Genomic DNA, 24,980 nt, shown 5'->3' on the forward strand with positions numbered 1-24,980 from the left:
TCCAAGCTCAGCATCTATCCGTTACATTTGTTAAATCCCGATCGCGTGATCGTTGCCGAACTTCCTTCTTCTCTCTTTCTTAATCAAGGATAAAAGTTACAGTAATAAACAAGATAAAAAGATATAATTGAATAACCCAAGTCCCGCTAAGTCAGATGCACAGCCAGTTAGGAAAAGCCAAGCGCAATCGCTCCCGTTGCCAATTGTTAGAACTGTGTCCTATCGGGCTGGCATTGTGCCGGACGGACGGAACTTTTATCGACGTAAATCCAGCTTTTGCAAGTATTATCGGTCGCACAGTTGCAGAAACTCTTCACCTCAACTATTGGGAAATTCAGCAAACACAGTACGCGGGCCGAAAAAAATATCTAGAAAGTCAAGCAAACAATAGCTGCACGGGCCCGTGCGAAGCAGCATACAAACATAAAAACAACCATCTCGTACCCGTGCGAGTTTCCGAGCGGGCAATTGAAACAGGGGGAGTGCGCGCGATTTGGCTGAGCGCTGAAGAAATTTTTAATCCTGGGTCTGAAAATAGCGCTCCCCTGGAATCAGCGTCGCCGCACAGCAATTCACATCTAGAAAAATTGCTGACAAAGCAGACTGCGGAACTGGAAAAAACTCAGAAACTACTCGAAGAAAAAATCTCCGAGCTGGAGCAAACTCAAGAAAAATTGCGTCTCCACAGTCAAATTATCGACCAAGTTCACGAGGCTGTAATTTCTACAGATATGGACGGCTCGATTACCATTTGGAATCAAGCCTGCCAAAAGTTATACGGTTATCAAGCAACTGAGGCTATCGGACAGCACATTTCTCTAATTTACCCGCCCGAACAGCAAGAATTTTTGTTAGAGCAAGTCATCAAGCCGCTACACAAAAAAGGCGAGCACGAAATTGAAGTTATCACACGCCGTAAATCTGGAGAAAAATTTTCCTCGCACCTGATGCTTTCGCTATTGAAAGACAAAAGAGGAGAAGTGGTGGGGATGATTGGCTCTTTAACGGATCTCAGTATTTGCAAAGCTTTAGAACAAGAATTAGCACAGAGACAATCACTATTTGATGCCTTTTTGAAGGAGGCGCCGGCGGGACTTTGCATTTTGGATTCCCAATTGCGGTACGTGCAAATCAATCAATTTTTAGCAGAAATAAATTGCCTGAGTCCAGCAGCGCACATCGGCAAGAGGGTACGCGAAATCTTGCCGAATATGGCTCCAATAATAGAGCCTTTGTACGAACAAATTTTGAGAACAAAACAACCCTTAATTAATATCGAGATCAGTGGTGACAATCCCAGAAAGCCTGGGTTTGTCCGACACCTGACAGGCTCTTATTTTCCCTTGCTAGACAAAGATGGCGAGGCTCTCGGCATCGGTGCAGTCGTAGTTGACATTAGCGATCGCAAACAAGCAGAAGCTGCGCTGCAAAAAAGCGAACAGCTTTACCGCACTATGGCTAGCAACTTTCCTAACGGTGCGGTGATTTTGTTCGATCCAGAACTGCGTTACACGCTGGTAGAAGGTACAGAATTAGCAGCAGTGGGGCTTGCCAAAGAATTGATGGAAGGCAAGACAATCTGGGAAGTATTCGAGCCAGATGTTTGCGCTGATATCGAGCCAACTTATCGGGCGGCACTGGCAGGAGAAACAGTTGTTACAGAATTTTTTTACAGCGATCGCGTTTACCTCGGTTATGCTTTGCCAGTCAGAAATGAACGGCAAGAAATTATCGGCGGATTGCTAATGACTCAAAACATTACGGCTCGCCAATTAGCAGAAGAAGCGCTCAGAGAAAGCGAGGAAAAATACAGGTGCATTGTCGAGACAGCAGATGAAGGAATTTGGATGATAGATACGGAGGGTAAAACTACTTTTGTCAACCAAAAAATGGCAAATATGCTCGGCTGCACTTCAGAGGAAATGATCGGACAGCCGCTATTTGCTTTCATGGATGCAGAAGGCATGGCGATCGCACAAATCAGTCTCGACCGTCGCCGTAAAGGAATTCGCGAACAGCACGATTTTAAGTTCCGTCGCCGAGACGGCAGGGACTTGTGGGCGATGGTTTCTACTAATTCCTTGGCAGACAAACAGGGACGCTATGTGGGCGCTTTGGCAATGGTTGCCGACATTACCGATCGCAAGCAAACAGAAGCGGCATTGCAGCAGTCGGAAGCCAAATTTCGATCGCTCTACGAATTAACCAGTTTGCCTGTTTTCATGTTATGTGACAATGACATCTGCGATGCCAACACAGCCACCCTAAAACTATTTGGCTGCATTACCCCGCAAGAGTTGTACGGCAAAAACCCAGGCAAACTGTCGCCTCCTTTCCAACCCAACGGCAGAGATTCTTTGAGCTTGGCTGACGAAATGATCGCGATCGCCTTTGAGCGGGGAAAGCACCGTTTTGATTGGGTTCATCAGCGCTTAGACGGTACTGATTTTCCCGCAGAAGTGGTGCTAACAGTCATCGAAGTGGGAAATGAAAAAATTATCCAAGTAGTGATCCAAGATTTAACCGATCGCAAACTTGCAGAAGAAACTTTAGTGCGATCGGAACAAGCCCTCAGACAACAAGCTCAGAGAGAACAACTGCTCAATCAAATTGCCAACCAAATCCGCACTTCTTTAGATTTAGACACAATTTTAGCAACCGCAGTTCAAGAAATTCGCCATCTGATGCACCTAGATTGGTGCATCTTCACTTGGTATCGCCCCAACAACAATCCTCCGGTTTGGGACGTAACTTTTGAAGCCAAGAATGCAGATTTGCCGAGCATTCTCGGCACTTATCTTATAGACGACAAATCTTATTTCGCTGTGCGACAGATTTTGCGGCGAGAAATTCTGCGAATTGATGATGTCAGCACTTTTGAAGATGTAGAATTGCGCCAACTTTTCCAGGCTTCAAAATTTAACTCAGTGCTGTCGCTGCCAATTCATACTGCTGCCGGCGATATTGGGGTGATTACCTGCTATCAGGCTATGTCCGTGCGAAATTGGAGCGACTCGGAAGTCGAACTGATGCAAGCGGTGGTCGCTCAAATTGCGATCGCGATCGACCACGCCGAACTGTACACCCAAACCCGCAAAGCTGCCAGACTAGCTCAAGCTCAAACTCAACAGCTAGAAGAAACTTTGCGCGAACTCCAACGTACCCAAACTCAATTAATTCAAAGTGAAAAAATGTCGAGTTTGGGACAGTTAGTAGCAGGTGTCGCCCACGAAATTAACAACCCGGTTAATTTTATCTATGGCAATCTCAGCTACACCAGCGAATACACTCAAAACTTGCTAAAAATGCTGCGACTTTACCAGAAGGAATACCCGCAGCCTAGCGCAAGAATTGTAGATGCAAGGGAAGACTTAGAAATTGATTATCTTATTGAAGATTTACCGAAAATTTTAGCATCTATGAAAGTCGGAGCCGATCGCATCCGCGACATAGTTTTGAGCCTGCGAACTTTTTCAAGACTTGACGAAGCCGAAAAGAAACAAGTTGACATTCACCAAGGTATTGAAAGCACGCTGCTGATTTTGCAAAACCGCCTGAAACATAAAGCCGATCACCCGACAATTAATGTGATTAAAGAATACGGTAATTTGCCTTTAGTGGAATGTTATCCCGGTCAGTTAAATCAAGTATTTATGAATTTGTTGAGCAATGCGCTAGACGCATTGGAAATGGAGATGAAGAAATCCGATCGCACCGCCAAAAATCTCGCAATTACGATTCGCACCCAAGTAACCGACAATAACAGCGTTGCCATCTGGATAGCTGACAGCGGCCCTGGGATGAGCGAAGATGTGCAAAAGCGCTTGTTTGACCCGTTTTTCACTACTAAACCCATTGGCAAAGGCACTGGCTTAGGATTGGCGATTTCGCACTCTATTATAGTAGAAAAACATGGCGGCAAGCTTTCTTACAATTCTGTATTGGGAGAAGGTTCCGAATTTGCGATCGAGATTCCTCTGCGGCAAAAAATAAATTAAAACCCGTTGCATTGGTATCATATCATCTCCGATCGATCGACCGGATTTGATAGGATTCAAATCGGGAGCATCTCATATTTGTAAAAATACTTCTTCTGGCTCCTTCCTTCTTCCTCTTTCCTTCTGCCTCCTGCCTCCTGCCTCCTGCCTCAAAACTCCAATTTCTAGCGGAGGGCTGCAAAGGTGAGATGCTCCCTTCAAATCCGACCCTTTACAACCAAACGCACACCACCAGCGGGTGCCATTGTCAAACCCCGGCGTACTGGCAAAACCGGACGATTTTCTGCAAGTTCTAAAGAGTATTGTGACAGCACTTTCGCCAAGACTAACTTCATTTCAAACATGGCAAATGCCGCCCCAATACAGCGGCGGTTCCCTCCTCCAAACGGCAAATATTCGTAAGGCGAAAATTGCCTTTCTAGAAAACGTTCGGGTTTAAAAAGTTTTGGTTCCGGGTAAATATCCGGTCGGTGGTGAACCAAATAAATGCAGGTAGAAAGTATCATTCCTTTGGGAATATTATAACCCATTAACTGCATGGGAGCTTGCAGAAGGCGCGGAAATGCAAAAAATAGGATCGGATAAATCCGCAGCGTTTCGCAACAGACAGCATTCAAATACGGGAGTTTACTTATTTCCGTCGGCTCGCAATTTTCGACATCAATAGAATTGAGCTCTTTCAGCAGTTTTTCACGGACTTCTGGGATGTAGTGAATCCAATACAAAGCCCAGGCTAAAGCTGTGGCTGTAGTTTCGTGTCCTGCGAATAAGATTGTCATTAATTCATCCCGCAATTCAACGTCGCTCATCGGCTTTCCTGCTTCGTCACGAGCACAAATTAACAAGCTCAGGATGTCTTCGCCCGGTGCAGACTGAGTTTTGCGATCGCGAATTTCTTGATAAAGCAGTTCATCTAAACGCTGTCTTTGTCGAAGAAATCCTCCCCAAGGACTCCAAGCACCTAAATCTTTTTGCAACGACTTGATAAACAAAAAGGTAGCGCTTAATGGATTGCTAAACAGGCTGAACATATTAATCATTAGTTGCTGAATTTGCTGGTAGCGTTCTCCTTCGCTCAGCCCAAAAATCGTGTGCAAAATTACTTCCAAGGAAATTTCCTGCATAGTTGATTGCGCGATTACCGAGTTACCAGGAGTCCAATTATTAATTACTTTTTCGGTTGTATCGCGGATGATTTGTCCGTAAGCTTTCATCCGTTCACCGTGAAAAGGTGGCATTAAAAGTTTGCGCTGCTGCAAATGTCGATCGCCATCTAACAACAATAACGAATTCGAGCCTACTAAAGGTAGCGTTATCTGGTTTCCCGTACTGGATTCAAAGAGTTTGGAATCGGATGTAAAAATTTCTTGAATAGCTTGAGGATTGCTAACAATTACTTGGGGCGGAAAGTTGCTGAATTCGCTGGTAAAAAGGTCGCCGTAGCGTTGATAATTACTATCTAAATAATACAGAGGATTTAAAATGCCCCGCACTGTCTGAACAAATCTATGGCTTTTAGGGCCGTCTAGCAATTTGTTGGTAGCATGATTTTGATAGTGAGATTTTTCTGTGGGGATAGTCATTTTTTTTCTCCTAGATTATTTACTCAGTTTCAATCAACAGTTGATTGAAACTGAGTAAATTAATCATTGTTTACAGAAACCTTATTATAGATTTTTTATACCTAGATATTTTACGTAAACCCGATCGCACCTTGGCGTCTCCACACCAGTTGTCGGTAGATATCCGCTATTTTCGTACATTTTCACAGCTTCTTTGAGAATGCTGGCAGTTTCTATCCAGATTTCCTCAAAGCCGCGAGCGATAATTTTACTTTCCAATTCTTGCAGTAAAAATTTCCCCAAACCTTGTCTTCTTGCTGCTGGCAAAATATACATTTTGCGAATTTCCACAGCATTATTTCCGCGCTCAATCGGATAGTAACCCGCCGTACCGACTATTTTATCCTGCCGTTCAACTACCCAAAATTCGCCGCCTTGATTATGATAATGTAGTTCTACATCATAGACATCTCGATCTGCCCCGTGAGGTTCGCATTTTAAACCGTACTCTGCTAAAATATCCCTAATTAAATAGAACGCCTCAGCGCGATCGCGCGTTTCCCAGGAACGAATTAAAAAATCCAGATGTTGGGTTTTCATTGGTGGTTGCAACTTAATATTTATTTGTTGACTTTAGCAACTGTAAACTTACTAATTTTTTTTATTTTACAGTTTTTAAATGCACCTAGCTTTTAACTGTGAATTCTCGGTTCGGGATGAAGACTTGCCAGCAACTCGCTCTCTACTAATGATAATTCCTCCAACCTCTGCATCACAATATCCCGATCGAAATAAGTTGTTGCCAAAATCCAATATACACCGTAATGGCGCGCTTCCGAAGCCATCAAACTTCGGTAAAACTTAGCTAATTCCGCATCGGGACAGCGATCGCCCAGCAGCCCCAACCGTTCGTGACTGCGCGCTTCTATCAAACCCGAAACCAACAAAGAATCCAAAAGTCTCTCCGGTTCCTGCTTGCGAATTTGGGCGGACAAACCGGCACCGTAGGGAGGTGCAGCCAAAGGGCCTAAAGCAATGCTGCGCTTTTCTAACCGCTGGTTGACTTGCTCGAAATGCTCTAATTCTTCGCGGGCGATCGCCGTTAGCATCCTCACCAATTTTTCCCTGGCTGGGTAGCGAAACATTAAATTTAACGCTACTCCTGCCGCTTTTCGTTCGCAGTGAGAATGGTCTAATAAGATGGTATCCAAATGGGCGATCGCCTGTTGCACCCAAGCTTCCGAAGTCGGCTGTTTCAAAAACTTAATAGTTGGTAGTGTAGAAGTCATTAGTCATCAGTTATCAGTCATTAGTCATTAACCAGAATTTATCCTATCTTACATAATTTTTCCAATACCGCATACATATCACCAGCAAACTTTTTCGGATTCCACAGCGGCGACAAATTGGCTGGATCTTTAGATTTCACCAACTGTGCTTTAATTGCATTTCTCAATTCACGCTCTTTGCCCAATTTTACACCCACTTCCACATATTCCGACCAAGACAAAGCCACGCCTGTTTCAATTCCCAAAGTCTGCAAAAACGAATAACCCATTCTCGACAAAAATTGCTCTCCTGTGCGAGTCACCACCGGCAAATTAGACCACAAAGCCTCTAAAGTGTGAGTTCCTCCGTTGTAAGGATAAGAATCTAACAAAACATCGGCCAGCAAATAGATGATTCTGTGTTCTTCCTCAGTAGCAAACCTCGGCAAAAACTTAATTCGGTGCTTGCTCACTTTCTCAGCTTCACAAGCTTGGTGATATGCAGCCTCAAACACCGCAGCATCGCCTAAAGCTTTGTGAATTAAGATACTGTTCGGCACTTCTTTTAGAATGGCAATTTGTGCTTTTACCAACTCGCGATTAAATTTTCTGCCGGGACTGACGCACAGGTAAACTATCTGATCCAAGCCGATCCGATGCGATCTTCTCAATGCAACAGGATCGACTCCATATCTCTGAAAACCGGACACCGCGACAAAGGAATCAGGCATCCTAATTAGCTGCTCGTCATAATATTTTTCCCTGTCTGCTGGGTGCGAGTGCCAGTCTGTAAGAAAGTAATTTTCCGGCGATATGTAAGGGGCGTCAAATCCCAGCCAAGAAACACAAACTGGTGCGGGTTTTTGGTAGAGAATATCAGCGTGAACTGGTACGCTGAGAGAATCTAAATCAACTAAAACGTCCAATTCATCTTGCTGAATTTGGTCGATAATTTCGGCGGAATTGGCAAGTCCGTTCGGGTATGTTGTCGGAAAAGTCAGTTTGCCAAAACTTTCAAATTGCTGAGTGCGATCGTCAGGAATAATTCTTTCGGAAGCGTACAAATACACATTGGGTGTGATGTCGGACAATTCGCGAATGATGTCAGCGCTGCACCAACCTACAGAATGGCGGCTAAAGTGATTGGACAAAAAGCCGATTTTTAACTGGCTGGATGGGGCATTTGGTTTGAAACTGTAATTTGCGGGTTGAGAAAAATTAGGTTTAATACATTGGTCGATATACTTTTGGGCAATTAATCTGTAAAGTTTTGAGTTGGCTGCCAAGTCATCTCGCAAATAGGGCGTGCTGAATAACAAGTTTGCATAAAGCGATTTAATTTCCACCGGGCTAGCGGTTTCTAAGTTTTGCTGCAAGTATGACTCTAGTTCTAAAAATCGATCGCCCGCAATTTGATTTAATCCCGACACTTGATAGGTGCTGATGAAGTAAATCGCGGTCATAATTGGATCGGTTTCGGCACACATTTGGCTGTATTGGTGCACGGCTTGCCGCGCTGCAGCTAAATCGCTAGTATCTCTGAGGATGCCGCACAAATGTTGGTGGGCAGAAATAAAATCGGGTTTAATTTCTAGGGCTTTTTGAAGGTTGGGTATTGCGTCTTTAAATTTACCCTGGTGGCGCAAAACTCGGCCAATTTGACAGTATGCTTCGGCTAAATCGGGTTTGAATGCGATCGCCTGCTGCCATGCAGCCACCGCCTCATCTAACTTCCCTTGCTGCGCTAATTTATCTCCTAAATTTAAGTGAAAATCTACCTGAGCCAGGTGGGGATTGAGTTCGAGAGCTTTTTGCTCGTATGCTACCGCTGCATCCTGCTGCCCCTGCTGCTTCAGTGCCCCTGCCAAATTCCAGTAAGCAGCAGCCAAAGTTGGTTTAAGTTCGATCGCCTTTTCGTAATTGACAACCGCCTCCACCAAATGCCCTTGTTTGTAGAGCATACTGCCCAAATTAGCATAAGCCTCAGCAAAATCCGGATTCAGAGCGATCGCCTCGGAATAAAACCGCATCGCTTCCTCAATTTGGCCGCTTGCTTGCTGCACATTGCCCATTGTCACGTAAGCCGCCGCCCAATCCGGTTGCAATTCCAGAGCACGGCGACAAGCAGCGACGGCTGCTGCTAAATTGCCTTGAGAGTAATAGGTTTCTGCAGCGACTGTCAACGATGCAGCATCTTCAAATTGGGGTGTTTCGGATTGGTTGCGAAAATCGGAATTCATTTTGCGGCCTATCTGTGCTATCAAGTTAAAGGTTGAATCTATATTATTTTGCAGAGTAGCAGTTTTAGCGGAACTACGGGCGATCGTCACAGAGAATTTATGAGCGACAAGCAAGCGACACAGCGCCAACATAACATCAAGTGGAAACCAAACCTCCTGCTGGGGATACTCTTGTTAACCTTAGCAATCCCCTTACCCTTTGCCCAAAAGACTTTCGCACAGCAGCAGCAGACAGCCAGCTTTCGGCAGAAATTATTTCAAACTGCTCTTTATTTCACCCTATATTTTGAGGGCGGATTCAGCAATCACCCAGCCGATAAGGGCGGCAGAACTTATCGGGGGGTTTTGCAAACGGAATACAACGCCTACCGCTACAGTCGTGGGCTTCCGCCCCTTGACGTGACGCAGATGTCGGAAGCAGAGCTCCTAGAAATTTATAAATATTACTGGGATTCGAGCCTTTCCGGCACGATGCAGCCGGCTTTGGCGATCGTCATGTTTGACACCGCCGTTAATTTCGGTATTAATAACTCAATTACCTTTCTTCAGCAAGCGTTAGGATTGCCGCAAACGGGAGTTTTTGATGCCCGCACCAAGGAAGCGCTGAAAGGGGCAAATAACAGAAATACCGCGCTGCAAATGATTAATGAACGGATTATTTACCGCTACAAAAGGGTGCAAGAAGATCCGACTCAAATGGCTTTTTTCCGGGGTTGGCTGAGTCGCGATTACAGTTTGTGGGGCTATGTGAACAAGATTAAGTAGTTGACTGTTGACTGTTGACTGTTGATTGTTATTTCTTATTCTATATTTGTGGAACAGACATCTTGCCTGTGTTCTATAAATGGCGTTGCTGATTTACGGTATGAATAAACTTTCTCGCGCTTTAGATACCCGACTTCTTAAAGAAGTCGGGTATCTGAGTATTCTGTTTTTTTAGGTTTGTCTACTTACTTGCCGCAATTAGCAAAAATAGAGAACAAGTTATAACCTTGAACTTTCGACGCTTGCCATGTATTACGCCGATCGCCAAAAAAACTTGTATCTCTACCAACGTAGTTTTGCCAACCTAATGCAGCAACAGTTGGGTACTGAGCGGGAAAATCCCCTAGCAGAGGAATGTCTCGCGAGTCAAGTTTCCATCCTACCTTTTTGCTAAATTCTTTAATTTCTTCTTCGCAAGTTTGACAATTTAAACCCTTCCCCGTCTGTTGCCAAATCTCTAACTGCGGGGTCAAGCCGTATTTATTATTGCTGTGTTGCATCCACAATTGGTCGATCGCGCGGAGGTTCGGACAAGACGTGGGGTTGTTGCGGAGTAAAGAGACGGTTTCGCGATCGGCGTCGTCCCATTTCTTAGCTTCTAATAAGGTTTGTAGTTGCCTGAATTCGCTGCTGGTTTCTTGTGCGCTAGCTGAAAAAGCTGGCTGCAAAACTGCAACCGATACGGTGATTAATGCGAGGGTTGTTTTTCCAAGTTTAAACATGATGCTCCTGTGAGTAAAAGCGATTTAGCAAATGATTCGTTTTGGTTGACACCGATGCCACAGGTAAATTGCCCCCACTATAGCGGTTCTCAAGACTCGTGAGGTACGCGCTTACCAATTCCCAATTCAGGGAAGGGGAAGGAACCACCAGTGCATCGGTACATCAATACCCAGGTGTATCTTATTTACCCGATAGATGCTATACAGTCAACCCATTTGGATTAGCTGTTGTCGTCAAAATGTACTCCACTTGAGCCGGAGTTAAAGTCGGATTGGCATTCAAAACTAAAGCCGCTACACCAGCTACTTGTGGCGTTGCCATAGACGTGCCACTTATGATTTCATAGTTGTTATAGGGAGTTGTAGAATAGATTTCTACTCCCGGAGCAACTACGTACTCCAAAGGGGTGGAGCCCGCACGGTTCGAGGTGTCAGGCATCCTGCCGTTTATATCAATACTGCCCACGGCAATTCCCCAGCGATCGGCATTACGAGCTGGATAATCAGGTTGGCTAAAACCCGAATTTCCCGCTGCTATCACCACAACAGAGCCTTTGTTATTTGCATACTCAATTGCCTCATTCTCCTCGTTGGAAGGGTAAAACTCATTTCCCAAGCTGAGGTTAATTACATTTGCTCCATTATCAGCAGCATAGCGGATTCCAGCAGCAATATCATTACTATAGGCGTCACGAAAGCTGTCTATCACTCTGATAGGCATAATCTTAGCATTGGGCGCAACTCCTGTGATACCAAAATCATTTCGTTCCGCCGCTATCAAACCTGCTATGTGAGTGCCGTGACCGTAGACATCCAAATCCATTGGGTAGTTGTCGTTATACACAAAATCCCAACCCCGAATATCATCAATAAATCCGTTGCGATCGTCATCGATGCCATTGTCCGCAATTTCATCAGCGTTCTGCCAAATATTATTATCCAAGTCGGGATGGGTGTAGTCAACCCCAGTATCGATAACAGCTACAACAATCCCATTTCCTGTAATGTTCTGCTCCCAAACTTCGGGCGCATTTATAGCGTCTAGCCCCCAATTATTATCGCTCAAATTAGGAACATCAGGGAAGAGAGTTGAGCGGTTCAGGGTGCGGGTAACTGCTGCATTTGCATTGACTAAACCATAGCCGTAATTGCGATTAAAAGCACCGTTAGGTGTAGGAATATCGGGCAATACAGGCACAGGTGCTGCAGAAAGAGTCAGGTTGTAATTGGTAGAGCCTAAGTAGCTAGAGACTTGGACATAGTATGTCCCTGGAGCCAAATTAGATAAATTAATCACATCCGGAGTAGTGCCAACCTTATAAGAGTAGTCAATACTTTCACCAAAATCAAAAACACCGTTGCGGTTTCTATCTTGAATTAGGTCTACGTCAGCATCGGCCGTCAAACCGTCGAGACGCAGGCTAAAATTGCTATTAGTGTTGATATCGAATCGGTAGAAATCATCGGGATCGCCTGTCCCCACGAACTCCGTTAAGCTGATGCTACCGTTCTGAACGCCAACAACATTACGAGCTGTAAAAAGAGAGTTATCTGAATCGGAGAAATTCAACTGAGAGGGATATCTCGTTCCCGTTAGGGGATCTGTGTTTGCGATCGCTGACTGTGACTGCAGTTTGATTTGAGCATCGCTCACAGAGTGACTGAAGGCAGCCCTGGGATCAGCTACAATAAAATCCGCATTTTGTGTCTGTTGGTTGGTGCTGAATGCTGGGAGATTAGGAAAGCTAGATTTAGCACTATAACTAGAAACCTTGAATGGATCGATCGCTCCCTTGGGCAAGTCGTTGTTAACCGGAAAGGGTGATGTGGTGAGCTCGTTTGGCTGTTGACTGAAAAAAAGGCGATCGGTAGCCTTCGTGTTGATGCCTAACATAAGTTAAAAAATTTTAAAATTCCCAGAAATATGACGTTGTTTGTAGTAAGGGATTTAGTCCTTAATCTCCATTAAAGAAGACTCTGCGCCCTCACTACAAACCTATGAAAAATCAGGAAAATTCCTGAACGGATATGCTGCGGATTGGAAGTTGAGCCAGCGTTATATCTTCCACCAACCATAAGATAGTGTTGGAAGTCCTGGCCTTGCATTGGCGATCGACCAAGTAACGCTTTCAGATGTATTTTTCCCAAGAAAGCGGGGCGGTTATAACGGCTATATTTTTATAAGCATCGTAGATATACTCCCTGATTGAAAGTTAGATTTTTTATAATAACCAAAACTTCTGATAAAGTCAATTCATAAAAGTCATAATTTAAAGTCATAAAAGTCATATTTGTAAAAATATATTTCGAGAACGAGACAAGATATTAAAGTTAAGTTAAATCATGTATAACTTACAAACATAGGGGTTTTTCGTTGTCCGCTCGCAACGCAATGGGTACTGGGTAATTGGTGAGTGGAAAGCTGTACCTCATCCCTGGCAAGTTGCTATTTTAGAAAAAAAGATGTGCAGAGCGTGTACAAGTAACTTAACACATGAAGCTATGACAGTAGAAGAAGCCATTAATTTCTTAGAGAATTTCGTATACCAACAAACAGGAGAACACCTGAGTCGGTTGCAACAGTCGATAATTCGAGGCGTTGTAGGGGGTTTGACGTACAAAGAAATTCAGCAAAACGATCCGATCGCCCGCGGGTATACAGTGGGCTACCTGGGGCGGTATGTCGGCTACAACTTGTGGAAAGACCTCACCAAGGTACTGAAGGAAGCAGAAATTATTGGACAAGAAGAAAGAGTCGTCGGAGCAAATCTTTGGGACTGCATCATGAGATCTGTACAAAAAGGCACACAACCAGCTAATTCTGTAGATCCCATGTTGCAAAAGCTGCTGCGGATGCGTTACCGAATTAGAGAACATTTGGTGAACACGGAGTACAGCGATACCTATCTGGCTGAAGATGAAAATTTGCCCGATCGCCCTTTCTGCCTCGTCAAGCGCCTGAAAAGCCAGTCTGAGAAGACCAGCCAGTTATTCGATCGAGAAACACGGGTTTTATATCGATTGGGCAAACACGATCGGATACCAGAATTGTTAGCTCGCTTTGAAGAAGATGGATATTTTTATTTAGTCTATCAATTCATCGAAGGGCAACCCTTGTATCAAGAACTAATCGAAGATCAACCGTGGGAAGAATATCAGGTTATCGCTTTGTTGAAAGATATCTTGGAAGTGCTGGTTTTTGTTCACAAACAAGATGTAATTCACCGCGATGTTCACCCTCAAAACTTAATCAGGCGGACATCTGATGGCAAAATTGTATTAATTGACTTTGGGGCAGTTAAAGAAATCAACACTTCACAAAACAGCATCGGTCAAACGAAATCGTGCGGCGGTACTCAGCAAGATTATATTCCCCCCGAACAAGCCATCGGTTCCCCGAAATTGTGCAGCGACATATATGCTGTCGGGATCATCGGGATTCAAGCCTTGACAGGAATGCGCCCGAAACAACTCAGAGTTGATAATTTAGGCAATCTAATCTGGCAGAAAAATGCAATTGTCACCCCGGAGTTGGCTCGCGTTTTAGACCAGATGGTGTTGTACGCTTTCCCCCAGCGTTACCCGTCAGCAACCGAAGCTTTGGAAGCACTTCAAAAGTTGGGAGTTAGTTGACTGTTGTCAGTTGACTGTTGTCAGTTGTCAGTTGACTGTTGTCAGTTGTCAGTTGTCAGTTGACTGTTGTCAGTTGTCAGTTGTCAGTTGACTGTTGTCAGTTGTCAGTTGACTGTTGTCAGTTGACTGTTGTCAGTTGTCAGTTGACTGTTACCAAATTCGACTTTAATATCCCCTCTTTAGTCCCTCTCTGCTGGGACGAAAGTCTGTGTGGTAGCGGTTTCAACCGCCGAGTCTTATCTGTTGTGTCGATCGCATTTCCCACAGCCACAGCAGCCGGTTTACAATCCGATCGATCTTGTTGCAGAGTGATTCATCCGCTACCATTATCCCTCAATGTACTGAGTAAAAACACTCGGTCTTGCCGATGAATCGGGCGCCAATTTCCGAAATCGAAGGAACAACGAACAAGGAACAAGGAATTTTATATTAAACTTTACACAAAAAAAAGTCATTTATTCTGCCGAATGCCTTCTACATAAGAGCCTTCAACTTTCGTTTGACGATATATCTAAAGTTAGATAAAATAATTCATATTTTATGCTTGGCTGCTTTGAGAAAATCTTAAGCAGCTTTGTATAGTGGGCAACAATATCACTAGAGTGTTTATTGTTACCTTAGATACGTAGAAACCAAATAATTAGAGGGATCGAGAAATTGGAAGTTTTTGAACGAGCACAACAACTGCAAACGCCCTCAACCCGAATGGCTGCTGTCCAGTCTTTTGCCAAAAAAGCGAGTATTGCAGTAATGGCGATCGGCTGTACAGTCCTTTTGGGTTGGATATTCGATCTGCAAATGTTAAAAAGCATTCTGCCCGGACTGGTGACGATGAAAGCCAATACTGCGGTCTGCTTTATTTTGGGCGGGTTTTCTCTATTCATCCAACAGATCCGGCGCCCCAAATTAACAGCAAGACAGCCTCACAAAAATCATAAATATTTAATTTTGGGATGTTCATTTTTAATTATATTAATTAGCCTATTAACCCTAGTTCAATATATCTTTAATTTAGACTTAGGCATCGACCAACTGCTATTTAAAGAAAGTTACACCTTGACAATCACCGGAACACCAGGACGCATGGCACCGAATACTGCTGGTGCTTTTTTATTGCTGGGAACAGCGCTGCTGTTGCTGTCAGAACGTCGGCCTAAATACCTGCGGATTCAAATCTTAAGCTGTTCAGCATTTTTAATTGCATTTACGGGTTTGATAGGCTATTTCTACGACAAAGCTTTATTTTACCAAATTGGCAAAAATACAGGCATGGCTTTGCACACCTCCGCAGCATTTATGTTGCTGAGCTTCGGGATTTTATTTGCCAGTCCAGAACGAGGATTGATAGCAGTAATGACGAGCGATCGCGCGGGCGGCATCATGGCGAGGCGCTTGTTGCCACGGGCAATCATTATCCCGCCTGTAGTCGGTTATTTGATCCTATCGGGAGAGCGGTTACAAGCCTACACGCCGGAGGTAGGGATATCGCTGTTAAGCGTATTGAACGTGATTATTTTTACAGTTCTGATTTGGCAGAATGCCAAAACTCTCTGCACCGCAGACCGGAAGCGCTATCGAGCGGAACTGGGACTGAGAAAAGCTAAATCAGACTTAGAAACTCAAGTTGAGAAACGGACTATCCAACTGCAAATCACCAACGAGCAATTGCAGGAGCAAATTTTTGAATCTCAAACAACAAAGCAGGCGCTTCAAAAAAACTACAACCTGTTGATGGCAGTCATTAACAGTACGCCCGAAGCCCTATTTGTAAAAGATATTCAGGGCTGTTACCTAATGCTTAATGCTGCGGGAGCCAGTATAATTGGCAAGTCTGTAGACGACATTATCGGCAGAGATGACAGCGAGTTATTTCCGCCGGAAATTGCGGGCAATATTAGGAAAACCGATCGCCCAATTATGGCAGCGGGAACAACGGAAGCGATCGAAGAAGAGCTGCCAGTTAAAGGAAGTTTAAGGATATTTCTTTCTACAAAAAGTGCTTACCGGGACGGCTTAGGAAAGATCAGCGGTATAGTTAGCATCGCGCGGGATATTACTGAGAGCAAACAAGCCGAAATCGCCAACAGAAGTTTAGCAGCAATTCTGGAAGCAACCCCAGATTTTGTAGGTATCTACAACCTCGAAGGACGCGCCATTTACATCAACAAAGCAGGCAGAAAAATGGTGGGTATAGGCGAAAATGAAGATATATCCAAGCGAAAAGTTGCAGAATTCACGGCAGCCTCAGCCCGCAGCACTTTGAAACAAGCGATCGCCACCGCTGTTTCCGAGGGCTTTTGGAGTGGAGAAACAGCCTTCGTGTCAGCAGCATCGGGACTCGAAATTCCCGTCAGCCAAGTCATCATCTCCCACTCCGCACCGGGTGGCAAACTCGCATACATTTCGACGATCGCCCGCGACATCAGCGATCGCAAACAAGCTGAACAAGCGCTGCAACTGTCTCAAGCTCGTTTTGCCGGCATTGTAGAAATTGCCGACGATGCGATTATTTCCGTGGATGCTGAGCAAAAAATTATCCTGTTCAACCAAGGTGCAGAACGGATTTTTGGCTGGACGGCTGCGGAGGCGATCGGGCAATCCCTGAGCCTGCTGTTGCCCGAAGCTTTTGCCACGAATCATAGTCACCTCGTCAGCAATTTCGGCGGCGGCGTTAAACAAGCCCGAACAATGGGCCACCGCAAAGAAATTTTCGCCCGCCGCCGAGATGGTACGGAATTTCCCGCCGAAGCTTCTATTTCCAAACTCGAAGTGGCAGGGGAAATCATATTCACAGCTATTTTGCGCGATGTGACAGCCAGCCGCCAAGCCGAAGAATCTGTGCGTCTGAGCGAGGAAAGATATCGATCCCTGGCAATGGCCACCGCACAGATGGTTTGGACGACCAACGCTAGCGGAATCTTCGACAAGCCTCAGCCTGATTGGATAGCTTATACGGGCATGAGTTGGAAAGAGAAGGACAACTGGATAGAAGCAGTGCACCCAGAAGACCGCGATCGCACAATACAAGCTTGGATGCGGGCCCTAGAGACACAAAATCTCTACGAAGTCGAGCATCGCTTGCGGGCGGCAGACGGCAGCTACAGACACTTCTGGGTGCGGGGCGTCCCCCTTTTGGCAGCCGACGGCAGCGTTCGCGAGTGGGTGGGAACTCACACCGATATTAGCGATCGAGTCCAAGTTTTGGAAGCACTCAAGCAGTCGGAGGGACAGTATCGAGTGCAAGCAGCCGAGCTCGAAAAAGCTGTCCACGAGTTGCACCAAGCTCAAACTCAACTAATCCAAACCGAAAAAATCTCTTCTCTTGGGCAGCTAGTCGCCGGCGTCGCCCACGAAATTAACAATCCGATTAACTTCATTTACGGCAACATCACCCACGCCAGCCAATACGCCACAGACTTACTCAGTTTGCTCCATCTTTACCAGGAGAAATACCCAAATCCCGTCCCAGAAATTGTAGAAGCAGCCGAAGATATTGAAGTTGATTACTTAATGGAAGACTTTACGAAGATTTTGGAATCAATGAAAGTAGGAGCCGATCGCATCCGCGACTTAGTTGTATCCTTACGCAACTTTTCCAGACTCGACGAATCGCAGATGAAGCGAGTAGATATTCACGAAGGAATCGAAAGCACTTTGCTAATTTTGCAGCACCGCATCAAAGCTAATGTACTTCGTCCCGCTATTGAGATTATCAAAGAATACGGCAATTTTTCAGAAATCGAGTGCTATGTAGGTCAGCTAAATCAAGTATTTATGAATATTTTAGGAAATGCACTCGACGCCCTCGAAGAGTACAACAGCACCCATTCTTCCAAAGAAATATATTCTCGCCACAACCGAATTCGGATTAGCACCAGTGCGAATTCAGACACAGTAACCATTCGGATTGCCGACAACGGGATGGGAATCAATCAAGAAGTTATTGGCAAGTTGTTCGACCCATTTTTTACTACTAAACCCGTTGGCAAAGGCACAGGCTTGGGACTGTCAATCAGCTATCAGATTATAGTTGAAAAACACCGAGGCAAATTGCAGTGTATTTCCACGCCTGGGGAAGGTGCAGAGTTTGTCATCGAGATTCCCATTTGCCAGGAAGTATCAGCGCTGCCTGCCGAAAACACGAAGGAAATGGTCATGAGTCATTAGTCATTAGTTTCAGGGCTGACCCATCGGGGGGGCTAGAAACCCGGTTTCTACGAGTTTTGCGTTTAGTGACGAGAAATATAGCAAGAAACCGGGTTTCTGAGGTAGCGAGTGCATCCAGGACTTGCATTTGGATCTCGCAGTCTGAAAACCTTGATTTTCACGAATGCCGGTACTCTCCCTTTGTCGATCGCCCTAAATCGAAATAATTCTTTACAATAAAAAAGTAACAATCCAATGTACTTAAACAACCTCCCTTAAAAAATGCCTGTAAACCAACTTTCTGCAACAACAGCCTCGACGCAAACACTGACACTCGACTTTGACATAGCCATCGTCGGAGGCGGCATAGTCGGGGCCACCTTAGCCAGCGCCTTAAAAGATTCTGGATTGAAAATCGCTATCATTGAAACCCAACTCCCCCCCGCCGCCGCCGCCAAAAAACAAGCCTATGCAATCACGCTGCTATCAGGAATGATCTTAGAAGGTATCGGCGTGTGGCAGCAAATCTTGCCGCAAATCACCACCTTCGAGCAAATTAGCCTCTGCGACGGCGACTATCCGGGCGTCGTCGAATTCCACCGCCCCGACTTGGGAAATACTGGCAAATTGCCCGTACCAAAAGCAGCTTTAGGTTACGTTGGCGAGCACCGAGTCATGCTGTCAGCTTTGCAAGAATCTTTGGCAAAAAACCCGAATTTTAGTTGGGTTTGTCCGGCGGAAGTAGTCGAGGTAAAATATTTAACCGATTGCGCGGAAATAGAAGTCAAACAAAACGGCGAAACTCGGACAATTCGCACCAAATTATTAGTCGCTGCCGACGGTTCGCGATCGCGCATCCGCACGGAAGCCAACATCAGCACTCGCGGCTGGAAATACTGGCAATCCTGCGTTGCTATCACCATTAAAGCAGAAAAACCGCACAACGATATCGCTTTTGAGCGCTTTTGGCCGAGCGGCCCGATGGGAGTATTACCATTACCTGGGAACCGCTGTCAAGTAGTTTGGACAGCACCCCACGCGGAAGCAAAAGCTTTGCAACAAATGGATGAAAAAGAGTTTTTGACTTTGTTGGAACAGCGCACGGGCGGGCTTTTGGGGCGTTTGGAATTGGAGAGCGATCGCTTTTTGTTTCCGGTGCAGTTAATGCAGAGCGATCGCTACGTTTTGCCCAGATTAGCACTAATTGGCGACGCCGCCCACTGCTGCCATCCCGTGGGCGGCCAGGGATTGAATATGGGTATTCGAGACGCTGGGGCGATCGCCCAAATCTTGCAGCAAGCGCACCAAAAAGGCGAAGACATCGGCGACTTGCGAGTATTGAAACGGTATCACAACTGGCGCAAAAAAGAGAATTTAATCGTGTTAGGATTTACCGATTTTCTAGACAGATTATTTTCTAATACTTGGCTGCCAATTGTAGCATTTCGCCGCTTCGGATTGTGGTGTTTGCGGACAATTCCTCCCGTGAGGTTTTTAGCCTTGCGGCTGATGACTGGTTTAATGGGGCGGCCGCCGGAATTAGCGCAAAATTAGGTTCTTTCATACATCCTGTAGGGGCGGGTTCACCAACCATAATCGCCCCAAACAAACTATCTCAAAAAACCCGCCCAACCCAACCAACAATCATCCGGTTTTGGTGATGTGATGCAAATTTCAGGTTGATGTAGGCGATCAGTGGTGTGGGGGCGGGTTTATATAGATGGTTGGTAATTGTTATGTATTGTTGGTGAACCCGCCCCTACAAAATATCGTACAATACCACCAAAGAAACCGGGTTTTTTCCTCAATCTTTGCAATGTTACGAAGTTGGTCGCAAAAACGCGGTACAATGATCTACTCAGCTCGAACCCAGCCCTGACGGCAATAGAAAAACTATGCAGCCCGAACAAGAACAAGAAATTCTCAACCTGCGCGATCGCCAATTAACTCCCAAACAAATTGCCCGAAAGTTAGGATTGAAAGCATCCGAAGTCAGTACCTTTCTTCAATCTCATGCAGAACAAACAGCCCTCGCTAGCGCCGAAAAAGGAGAGTTATTGCCCGTTGCTCAATGTCTCGTGGATGTAAATTTTGCGAAGGTATTGTTGGGGAATGAAACCTCTGAAACGAGCGGTTTGGGTTTAGTGATGGTTACTCGTTCCAAGGGATACAATCGTTTTGTTGCAGCCTCTTATTTGATCGACTACTGGTGTTTGGGAGTCAAGGATGTCATCCCGCCACGTAACTGCAACGATAGCCAATATAAAAATTTCGTTCACCTTTCTTACTCGCAGTTTGGGAAAGAATACGAGGAGATTAGTTTAGAGCAAGCACAAGCCCTGGTATGGGGTGCGATCGCCTATGCCAAAACATTAGGCTTTGAACCGCATCGCGATTTCGAGCAGTCGAAGGCTCATTTAGGAGAATCAACCAGCGAAATTGGCTTGAAATTCGGTCGCAATGGAAAACCTTGTTATATTGAAGGGCCTCACGATAATACAAGGAAAATTATCAATACGCTTAAAAACTCTGTGGGAGAGGGTAATTTCGATTACTTGTTCGGGATGGGGTAGAAATTGATACGGTTCAGTTAATCCCTAAGAGGTATGAAATCAGCGCTTATATTGCTACACCTGTTGGCAGAGAACTTCTTGTCAGGACTGTTTGGCAGATAGATAAGTATACAGATGTTCCTCGATTGATTACCTTGATTCCGAATTAATTTTAAATATCTTGGTTACAAAAGCGATATGAAATATCAACATCAGGTTCATGGGCAAGAATAATTGAGTTTTATACTAACAATGAAGAACGAGAGTTTTATCGTTTTTATGAGTTGCTAGATGAGTTTTTGCAGCGAGATAGCCATTCAGAAGTAGAGCAAGTTAAGGAAAAAGTTGGTAATGTAATAACTGGATAGTCAATTGTCAAATTCCGGCCACCCGCGCACTATCAAAGAAACCGGGTTTTTTCCAAATCTTTGCAATGTAACGAAGTCTGTCGCAAAAACCCGGTTTCTGGCCACTTTTACTTGTGTAGGTGCGGTTTCAACCGCCGATCGATCAAGGGGGTAACTCACAACCCCGTCGGTGAGTCAGATTAAATCATTTGAAAATTCAGGGGAAGTTGCCTGTGTTGGGGCTATAATCAAGCATTATAAATTTGAAGGTGATTTCCAATGGATGATAGTCGCACTCAAGCTTACTTAACTCTGATTCGTATGCTGTTGGCTTATCCCACCCAGGTAAATGAAATTTTGAACGCCCATCAAGAACTGATAGATGGTGGATTGGTACATACGATGAGGCAAGTAGTAGAACAGCTTACTACCCAAGGAGATGAAAGTGCCGCCGAGTTTTTAAAAGATATAGTAAATCCACTAGCTACTCAGATTGGTGCTGTCACTGTTACCTTTTGTTTTGATTTTTTATTAGAAATATTATCGTTAGTTGAAAAAAGCAAGGGTAATCAAGAAGAATTGTATTCTTTCTTAGAAGGAAAGGAAGATAAATTAAATATAGATTTTCTATACACATTGAAAGTCTATGCAGACAAATATTTAAAAAAACAAGAATTAGAAATACAGCAAGGTCTTGCAAGCATTATTTTTGCTTTTAGCAGATTAATCCAGAAATTTCCGAGAGGTGATCGAGCAATAAATCAAGAAATTGCTCTTACAGGTAATGAGATAGCACTTACAATCTACACCCGCAAAGACTTTCCTAAAGATTGGGTAAGAACTCTTAATAATCTGGCAGTTGTTTACACAGAGCGAATTCGGGGAGCAAAAGCAGAAAACATTGAAATGGCAATAAAATATTGTCAAGCTGCCTTAGAAGTCTGCGGTCTAAAAGTTTATCCTGAACTCTGGGCGGCAATTCAAATGAATTTAGGAATTGCTTACCTATACAGAATTAAAGAGTCAACAACAGAAAACATTGAAAAAGCAATCAAAAGTTACGAAGCCGCCTCAGAATTCTATACCCGCGAGCGAGATGACTATGAATGGGCAAGAATTCAGCATAATTTGGGGGAGATTTACACGGATAGACTGCGGGGAGAGAAGGCAGATAATATGGAAAAAGCTATTAAATACTATCTAGCTGCGTTAAAAATTCGTACCCGTGAAAAATACAAGCGGGTATGGGCAATGACTCAGCTTAGTCTAGGTCGTACTTACCATTTCAGACTCCGTGAGTATAAAGCAGAAAATATTGAACGGGCGATCAAATGTTACGAAGCTGCGTTAGAGTTTTATACTTTCAAGACCGATCCCGAACAATGGGCAAAAACCAAAGAAAATTTAGGACTTGCATACTCAGACAGAATTCAAGAAAATAAAGAAGAAAATATAGAGAAGGCAATCAGCTATTACAACGAAGCTTTAAAAGTCTGGACTATTGAGGCTAACCCTGAAAAATGGGCAGACTGTCACAATGGTTTGGCAATTGCTTATTTAAACAGAATTCAACAAAGTAAAGAAGAAAATATTGAACAAGCAATTAAATGCTGCAATACTGCTTTACAAGTTCATAGTTATGAGAATAATCCCAAAGCATGGGCATTCGCTATGAGCAATTTAGGAGTAGCATATAGTCATAAAATCAGGGATAACAAAACCAATAATTTAGAGAGAGCAGTCGAAAAGTTTAATTTAGCTACAAGAGTATTAACTACTAAAGAATTTCCCTATTATTGGGCAGGAATTAAATTAAACTTAGGGAGGGTTTATGGGCAATTACAACAAATTGATCCAATGATTGAATGTTTTAATTTAGCCCTAGAAATCTATACCCCCACATCCTTTCCAAGAGAATGCTTTAACTTATGGGAATTGATGGGTAGATTTACTTTTGATAATCAACAATGGAGAGCAGCTTGGCAAAGTTACTCCACTGCAATAACCGCAGTCGAACAAAGTCGCGAATGGACAACCAACGAAGCAGCCCGTCAAGAAATCCAACTAAACGCCCTTGATGTCTATATCAAAATGGTGCAAGCCTGCATCAATGACGGACAAATCGAAAAAGCCCTCGAAACCGTCGAACGCAGTAAATCCCGTAACTTAGTCGAACTACTAGCAAATTCCGAACTTGAACCCAAAGGCGCTAGCGATTCACTCAAACAGGAATTACGCAGGCTAAGAGGAACCATCTCATCAATACGGCAATTACTAGCCCAGGCAGATAATAACACCACTTTTAATCGCGATAGTTTCCAGGGATTTCGTAGCAGCGAAACATCCAGCTACAACCGCGAGTATATCGCCCAACAGCGCGAACTCCTGCAAGAATATCAGCGCCAACTCGATGAAATTCTCGCCAAGTGTCAGGAACGAGATCCCGCCTTCACCCTCACTCAACAAGTCAAACCTATTACCGTTGCCGAAATCCGCGATTTGATTGACTCCCACACCGCTATATTAGAGTGGTATATTGGCACTGACAGTTTCCAAATATTCATCGTCACTCAGTCAAATTTGGAAGTTGTGCAGTTTGACAAAGCCGAATTAGAAAAGCTGGAAGCGTGGAATCAGCAGTATCTCGAAGCTTTATTTAACGACACCAAAACCTGGCGAAAAAATCTTTCCGAGTCGCTGAGTAGTCTTTCCCAGATATTGCGCCTCGATGAAATTCTCAATCGTCCCGCCCTAGCCAATTGTGACTCCCTGATTTTAGTTCCCCACCGCTATTTGCATCTATTCCCCCTTCATGCGTTATCTGTTAGCCAACAAACTTGGAAGCGATTTAACCCAGAAACTCCGCATCTCCAACCCCCCGCCAACCCTTGTCTGCTAGATTGCTTCAAAAAAGGCGTGCGCTACGCCCCCAGTTGTCAACTCCTGCAACGGGTACAGCAACGAGAACGCCCACCCGCCGCTACCCGCACCCTTTTTGCCATCCAAAACCCTACCGAAGACCTTGCCTACACTGATATAGAAGTAGAAGTCATCAAACAGGCCTTTACACCCGCCGACATTTTAAGCAAACAACAAGCCACCAAAACCGCCCTCATCGACAACCTGGAAACCCTCGCCAAAGCGCACTACGTCCACTTCTCCTGTCACGGTTCCTTTGATTTCCAGACACCCCTAATTTCATCCCTAATCCTAGCAGGAGCGATAGAATCAACAGACTCACCCACCCCCACCGGGCAAAAATCCCTCCGATTGCGTTCCGGGGGACAAGCCAACCCCGCCAAATGCCTAACTCTGCAAGACATTTTTGCTACACTGAACTTACCTAAATGTCGCCTCGTCACCCTCTCCGCTTGCGAAACAGGGTTGACAGACACAACCAAGCAGAGTGATGACTGTATTGGCTTGGCTACAGGCTTTTTGTATGCTGGTAGTCAGGGGGTACTGTCCAGTTTATGGTCAGTCAATGACTTGGCGACGGCGTTTTTGATGATTAAATTCTATGAAAATCTGGCAACCGCTGATATGGCAATAGCCCTCAATACTGCCCAAATTTGGCTGCGAGATGCCACTAAAGAAGATTTGCAAACATGGACAAAGCAACTTCCCTTGAATCCCACCCAAAAACTTATACAGTTACCCGCGTTATTTAATAAGATGGAAGCTAACACTAAGCCTTTTCAATCGCCTGACTATTGGGCAGCTTTCTGTGCCGTAGGTCAATAGGAG

General features: G+C 44.6%; 13 protein-coding genes. 7 read left to right on the forward strand and 6 right to left on the reverse strand.

Annotated features, from left to right (window positions below; genetic code table 11):
• Window positions 1–155: 155 nt before the first annotated feature.
• Complete coding sequence (locus QUA83_RS08580) at window positions 156–3,998, forward strand: PAS domain S-box protein (protein ID WP_333292554.1); 3,843 nt, start codon at window positions 156–158, stop codon at window positions 3,996–3,998.
• A 197-nt stretch (window positions 3,999–4,195) separates the two neighbouring features.
• Here the strand turns inward: QUA83_RS08580 and QUA83_RS08585 are convergent, their stop codons facing one another.
• From QUA83_RS08585 to QUA83_RS08600, 4 genes are all read right to left on the reverse strand, one after another.
• Complete coding sequence (locus QUA83_RS08585; protein WP_333292555.1) at window positions 4,196–5,581, reverse strand: cytochrome P450; 1,386 nt, start codon at window positions 5,579–5,581, stop codon at window positions 4,196–4,198.
• A gap of 84 nt (window positions 5,582–5,665) precedes the next feature.
• The gene (locus QUA83_RS08590) at window positions 5,666–6,160 is read right to left on the reverse strand and encodes a GNAT family N-acetyltransferase (protein WP_333292556.1); all 495 of its coding nucleotides are present in this window, start codon (window positions 6,158–6,160) and stop codon (window positions 5,666–5,668) included.
• A 92-nt stretch (window positions 6,161–6,252) separates the two neighbouring features.
• Window positions 6,253–6,849: a tRNA isopentenyl-2-thiomethyl-A-37 hydroxylase MiaE gene (locus QUA83_RS08595; protein ID WP_333042132.1), complete on the reverse strand. Its 597-nt coding sequence runs from the start codon at window positions 6,847–6,849 to the stop codon at window positions 6,253–6,255.
• 38 nt (window positions 6,850–6,887) lie between these two features.
• Window positions 6,888–9,068, reverse strand: a complete 2,181-nt coding sequence (locus QUA83_RS08600; RefSeq protein ID WP_333292557.1) for a tetratricopeptide repeat protein — start codon at window positions 9,066–9,068, stop codon at window positions 6,888–6,890.
• 99 nt (window positions 9,069–9,167) lie between these two features.
• Between QUA83_RS08600 and QUA83_RS08605 the strand changes: the two genes are divergently transcribed.
• A complete protein-coding gene (locus tag QUA83_RS08605; RefSeq protein WP_333292558.1) occupies window positions 9,168–9,833 on the forward strand; it encodes a glycosyl hydrolase 108 family protein in 666 nt (221 codons plus the stop codon).
• 185 nt (window positions 9,834–10,018) lie between these two features.
• Here QUA83_RS08605 and QUA83_RS08610 read toward each other — a convergent pair whose 3' ends face one another.
• Together QUA83_RS08610 and QUA83_RS08615 are read right to left on the reverse strand one after the other, a co-directional pair.
• Window positions 10,019–10,555, reverse strand: a complete 537-nt coding sequence (locus QUA83_RS08610; protein WP_333292559.1) for a GUN4 domain-containing protein — start codon at window positions 10,553–10,555, stop codon at window positions 10,019–10,021.
• A 199-nt stretch (window positions 10,556–10,754) separates the two neighbouring features.
• A complete protein-coding gene (locus tag QUA83_RS08615; RefSeq protein WP_333292560.1) occupies window positions 10,755–12,449 on the reverse strand; it encodes a S8 family serine peptidase in 1,695 nt (564 codons plus the stop codon).
• A 608-nt stretch (window positions 12,450–13,057) separates the two neighbouring features.
• Between QUA83_RS08615 and QUA83_RS08620 the strand changes: the two genes are divergently transcribed.
• From QUA83_RS08620 to QUA83_RS08640, 5 genes are all read left to right on the forward strand, one after another.
• Entirely contained in the window at window positions 13,058–14,188 is a 1,131-nt protein-coding gene (locus QUA83_RS08620) for a serine/threonine-protein kinase (protein WP_333292561.1), read from the forward strand.
• Between the two features lie 657 nt (window positions 14,189–14,845).
• A complete protein-coding gene (locus tag QUA83_RS08625) occupies window positions 14,846–18,355 on the forward strand; it encodes a PAS domain S-box protein (protein WP_333292562.1) in 3,510 nt (1,169 codons plus the stop codon).
• Window positions 18,356–18,616: 261 nt separating this feature from the next.
• Complete coding sequence (locus QUA83_RS08630) at window positions 18,617–19,888, forward strand: FAD-dependent hydroxylase (RefSeq protein WP_333292563.1); 1,272 nt, start codon at window positions 18,617–18,619, stop codon at window positions 19,886–19,888.
• A gap of 341 nt (window positions 19,889–20,229) precedes the next feature.
• Window positions 20,230–20,907 carry a DNA-binding response regulator gene (locus tag QUA83_RS08635; RefSeq protein ID WP_333292564.1) on the forward strand — a complete coding sequence of 226 codons (678 nt, stop codon included), beginning with the start codon at window positions 20,230–20,232 and terminating at the stop codon, window positions 20,905–20,907.
• Window positions 20,908–21,512: 605 nt separating this feature from the next.
• Window positions 21,513–24,977 (forward strand): CHAT domain-containing protein, encoded by a 3,465-nt coding sequence (locus tag QUA83_RS08640; protein WP_333292565.1) that lies wholly within the window; start codon window positions 21,513–21,515, stop codon window positions 24,975–24,977.
• Window positions 24,978–24,980: the final 3 nt, after the last annotated feature.

The sequence above is a fragment of the Microcoleus sp. K1-B1 genome, from assembly GCF_036704705.1.
GTDB lineage: Bacteria > Cyanobacteriota > Cyanobacteriia > Cyanobacteriales > Microcoleaceae > Microcoleus.

Bases quoted from the DNA above. Each gene is read 5' to 3' on its own strand.
- QUA83_RS08585 (WP_333292555.1), bottom strand. From the start codon at position 5,581: ATGACTATCCCCACAGAAAAATCTCACTATCAAAATCATGCTACCAAC.
- QUA83_RS08615 (WP_333292560.1), bottom strand. From the start codon at position 12,449: ATGTTAGGCATCAACACGAAGGCTACCGATCGCCTTTTTTTCAGTCAA.
- QUA83_RS08610 (WP_333292559.1), bottom strand. From the start codon at position 10,555: ATGTTTAAACTTGGAAAAACAACCCTCGCATTAATCACCGTATCGGTT.
- QUA83_RS08580 (WP_333292554.1), top strand. From the start codon at position 156: ATGCACAGCCAGTTAGGAAAAGCCAAGCGCAATCGCTCCCGTTGCCAA.
- QUA83_RS08635 (WP_333292564.1), top strand. From the start codon at position 20,230: ATGCAGCCCGAACAAGAACAAGAAATTCTCAACCTGCGCGATCGCCAA.
- QUA83_RS08640 (WP_333292565.1), top strand. From the start codon at position 21,513: ATGGATGATAGTCGCACTCAAGCTTACTTAACTCTGATTCGTATGCTG.
- QUA83_RS08600 (WP_333292557.1), bottom strand. From the start codon at position 9,068: ATGAATTCCGATTTTCGCAACCAATCCGAAACACCCCAATTTGAAGAT.
- QUA83_RS08595 (WP_333042132.1), bottom strand. From the start codon at position 6,849: ATGACTTCTACACTACCAACTATTAAGTTTTTGAAACAGCCGACTTCG.
- QUA83_RS08630 (WP_333292563.1), top strand. From the start codon at position 18,617: ATGCCTGTAAACCAACTTTCTGCAACAACAGCCTCGACGCAAACACTG.
- QUA83_RS08590 (WP_333292556.1), bottom strand. From the start codon at position 6,160: ATGAAAACCCAACATCTGGATTTTTTAATTCGTTCCTGGGAAACGCGC.
- QUA83_RS08620 (WP_333292561.1), top strand. From the start codon at position 13,058: ATGACAGTAGAAGAAGCCATTAATTTCTTAGAGAATTTCGTATACCAA.
- QUA83_RS08605 (WP_333292558.1), top strand. From the start codon at position 9,168: ATGAGCGACAAGCAAGCGACACAGCGCCAACATAACATCAAGTGGAAA.